This window comes from Dehalococcoides sp. (assembly GCF_041654235.1).
In the GTDB taxonomy this organism is placed as follows: Bacteria; Chloroflexota; Dehalococcoidia; order Dehalococcoidales; family Dehalococcoidaceae; genus Dehalococcoides; species Dehalococcoides mccartyi_B.
The window spans coordinates 1-3741 of sequence record NZ_JBAZDW010000090.1; the positions used below are offsets into that span (position 1 = coordinate 1).

General features: G+C 48.5%; 1 protein-coding gene and 2 rRNA genes. All 3 read left to right on the forward strand.

All coding sequences use genetic code 11. The features are described 5' to 3' along the window. Nucleotides 1–220: 220 nt before the first annotated feature. Nucleotides 221–3150, forward strand: a 23S ribosomal RNA gene (locus tag WC259_RS07895). A gap of 91 nt (nt 3151–3241) precedes the next feature. Beyond that, nucleotides 3242–3358 (forward strand): 5S ribosomal RNA (gene rrf / locus WC259_RS07900). A gap of 142 nt (nt 3359–3500) precedes the next feature. Then, on the forward strand, nt 3501–3741 hold a 241-nt coding region (locus WC259_RS07905), incomplete at its 3' end, for a ribose-phosphate pyrophosphokinase-like domain-containing protein (RefSeq protein ID WP_372644137.1).

The window sequence follows — 3741 nt, forward strand, 5'->3', positions numbered from 1 at the left end:
TTTCCGGAGTGAATCGAAAGATTCAAGGCGGAAAGGTTTTTCAAGCGAGAAACCGAAAGAACCTTAACAACTGAATACAGTATGTAGGCCAAATCTAACAGCAATAAAATGCTGGAAGAAAAAAAAACAGATGTACAAAAAAAGACGAAAGTCAAAGCAAAAAACCGAGTGAAGTAAGAAACACAAGAGAGCAGAAGAAAGATCTGCTCCTTACATCACGTGAAAAGCTACTAAGAGCTTACGGGGGATGCCTTGGCGCTGAGTGCCGATGAAGGACGTGGGACACTGCGAAAAGCCTGGGGGAGCTGTGAACAAGCGCCGATCCCGGGATATCCGAATGGGGAAACCCAACAGAGAGGACCTCTGTTATTCTTATATGAAAAAGATAGTATAAGAAAGGGAACCCGGGGAACTGAAACATCTAAGTACCCGGAGGAAAAGAGAACATTCCCAAAGTAGTGGCGAGCGAAATGGGAGAAGCCCAAACCGAGGAGGGGAGACCCTTCGAGGGGTTGTAGGATCAGGACAAAAAGTGAAAAAAGGCTTAATATAGCGGAAAGACTTGGGAAAGTCTGCCAAAGAGGGTGAGAGCCCCGTACGCGAAATAGAGAGCACACAGACCTGACACCTGAGTAATACCGTGCACGCTAATACGGTATGAAGCTGGGGAGTCCACTTCCCAAGGCTAAACACACACAGCGACCGATAGAGGACAAGTACCGTGAGGGAAAGGTGAAAAGTACCCCGATGAGGGGAGTGAAAAAGAACCTGAAACCGTAAGCTTACAAGCAGTCGAAGGGCTATGGTCGAAAGACAAGGCCTGACGGCGTGCCTCTTGGAGAATGAGCCTGCGAGTTAATAGTTGTGGCGAGGTTAAGGGAGAGAAACCCGGAGCCGAAGCGAAAGCGAGTCTGAATAGGGCGCGATAGTCGCAACGATTAGACACGAAACTGGATGAGCTAACCATGGGCAGGATGAAGCGAGATTAAGCCCTCGTGGAAGACCGAACCTTTCAACGCTGCAAAGTTGAGGGATGACCTGTGGTTAGGGGTGATATGCCAAACGAATTCAGAGATAGCTTGTTCTCCCCGAAATAGTTTTAGGACTAGCGTAGGGAATTAATCTATGGAGGTAGAGCACTGACTGGGCAAGGGGGTCAACGACTTACCGAACCCAAACAAACTCCGAATGCCATAGATGGAATCCCTATAGTCGGACTGCGGGTGATGAGATTCGTAGTCGAAAGGGAAACAGCCCAGATCATCGGCTAAGGTCCCCAAATCTATGCTAAGTGGGAAACGATGTGGAGTTACAAAGACAACCAGGAGGTTCGCTCAGAAGCAGCAACCCTTTAAAGAGTGCGTAATAGCTCACTGGTCAAGTGATTCTGCGCGGAAAACGTAACGGGGCTAAGCATAGTACCGAAGCCATGGGATTCGCGAAAGCGGATCGGTAGGGGAGCGTTCTGTATGCAGAGAAGGGATACCGTAAGGAGTCCTGGAGCGTACAGAAGTGAGAATGCAGGCATAAGTAGCGTAAAACATGTGAGAACCATGTTCGTCAAAAATCTGAGGTTTCCGACGTCAAGTCAATCTGCGTCGGGTTAGTCGGGGCCTAAGGCGAGGCTGAGAAGCGTAGTCGATGGACAGCTGGTTAATATTCCAGCACCGATGATATGGAGTGATGGGGAGACACAATAAGGAAGTCCAGCCTATTAGTGGATTTAGGTGGATGAACGTCAGGCGAAGAGAGCTGGAGTAAAAAGCCCAGCTTGAGCTGAGGGAAGTCAGGAGGCGCAAGCCGGAACTGAGACAGACCTTGTTGTCAAGAAAAGCCTCTAAACGATGAAATATCATTGCCCGTACCGCAAACCGACACTGGTGGATGAGTAGAGAATACTAAGACGAACGGGAGAACTATCGTTAAGGAACTAGGCAAAATAGCCCCGTAACTTAGGGAGAAGGGGTGCTCAGGAATCTGATAAATAGGGAACCTGAGTCGCAGTGAAAGGGCTCTAGTGACTGGTTAGCAAAACCACAGGTCTCTGCGAAGTCGCAAGACGAAGTATAGGGGCTGACGCCTGCCCAGTGCCGGAAGGTTAAGTGGAGAGGTTAGTGTTGAAAGACACGAAGCTTTGAAATGAAGCCCCGGTGAACGGCGGCCGTAACTATAACGGTCCTAAGGTAGCGAAATTCCTTGTCGGGTAAGTTCCGACCCGCACGAACGGCGTAACAACTAGAGCACTGTCTCAACGATAGACCCGGTGAAATTGAAATGGCTGTGAAGATGCGGCCTACCCGCAGCAGGACAAAAAGACCCCGTGGAGCTTTACTGTAGCCTGGCATTGAGTTTAGGTATTATTTGTGTAGGATAGGTGGGAGACGATGAAACTAGGGCGCCAGCCTTGGTGGAGTCAATGGTGAAATACCACCCTGATGATATTTGGACTCTAACCCTACGCCGTGAATCGGGTAGGGGACCGTGTCAGGTGGGCAGTTTGACTGGGGCGGTCGCCTCCAAAAAGGTAACGGAGGCGCCCAAAGGTTCCCTCAGACAGAATGGAAACCTGTCGGAGAGTGTAAAGGCAGAAGGGAGCTTAACTGCAAGACCAACGCGTCGAGCAGGTACGAAAGTAGGGCTTAGTGATCCCACGATACAGAGTGGAATGGTCGTGGCTTACCGGATAAAAGCTACCCCGGGGATAACAGGCTGGTGAAGTCCAAGAGTTCACATCGACGACTTCGCTCGGCACCTCGATGTCGGCTCATCGCATCCTGGGGCTGTACAAGGTCCCAAGGGTCCGGCTGTTCGCCGGTTAAAGCGGTACGCGAGCTGGGTTCAGACCGTCGTGAGACAGGTCGGTCTCTATCCGCTGTGGGCGAAAGAGAATTGAGAAGGGCTGCCCCTAGTACGAGAGGACCGGGGTGGACAAACCTCTGGTGTGTCAGTTGTAATGCCAATTGCATAGCTGAGTAGCCACGTTTGGCAGAGATAACCGCTGAAAGCATCTAAGTGGGAAACTCGCTTCAAGATAAGTTCTCTTATCAGCAATGAATAAGATCGCACGGAGACTACGTGCTAGATAGGCTGGAGGTGAAAGTTCAGTGATGAATTGAGCAAACCAGTACTAATGATCGAAGGCTTTATACGTGATGTAAGGAACAGGTCGGTTTTCTGCGAAAGCGTGAAAACAAAAGGACTACATACTGTAAGATTCAGTTAGAGAGAAAAAGAAAGACATGTTGGTGACCAGAGGGACGCGGGTATACCCGGAAACATCTCGAACCCGGAAGTCAAGCGCGTCAACGCCGATGGTACTTGGAGGGCGACCTCCTGGGAGAGTAGGTCATTGCCAACATGTCTTTTTTTGTTTTAACAATATGATATTGTGAATATTCCCACTAGTAACGATAATATTTTTTTTAGAAAAGCTTCATCGACAATAATGATATACTATTTTTGAATTGATGGTACTATATATTTAAACCGGAGAGAAATCAATGCTCAGTCATCGACATGACTTAATGTATGGCGATATTAAATTATTCAGTGGGACAAGCTGTGAACCGCTATCACAAAAAATTGCGGATTATTTGGGAGTACCCCTTTGCGGCCGAGAAATTATTCAATTTCCTAATGAAAACTTATTCGTTCAGCTTAAGAGCAGCGTACGCGGTCAGGATTGCTATGTTATTCAGACGACATCCAGACCGGTCCATACAAATTTAATGGAATTGCTTA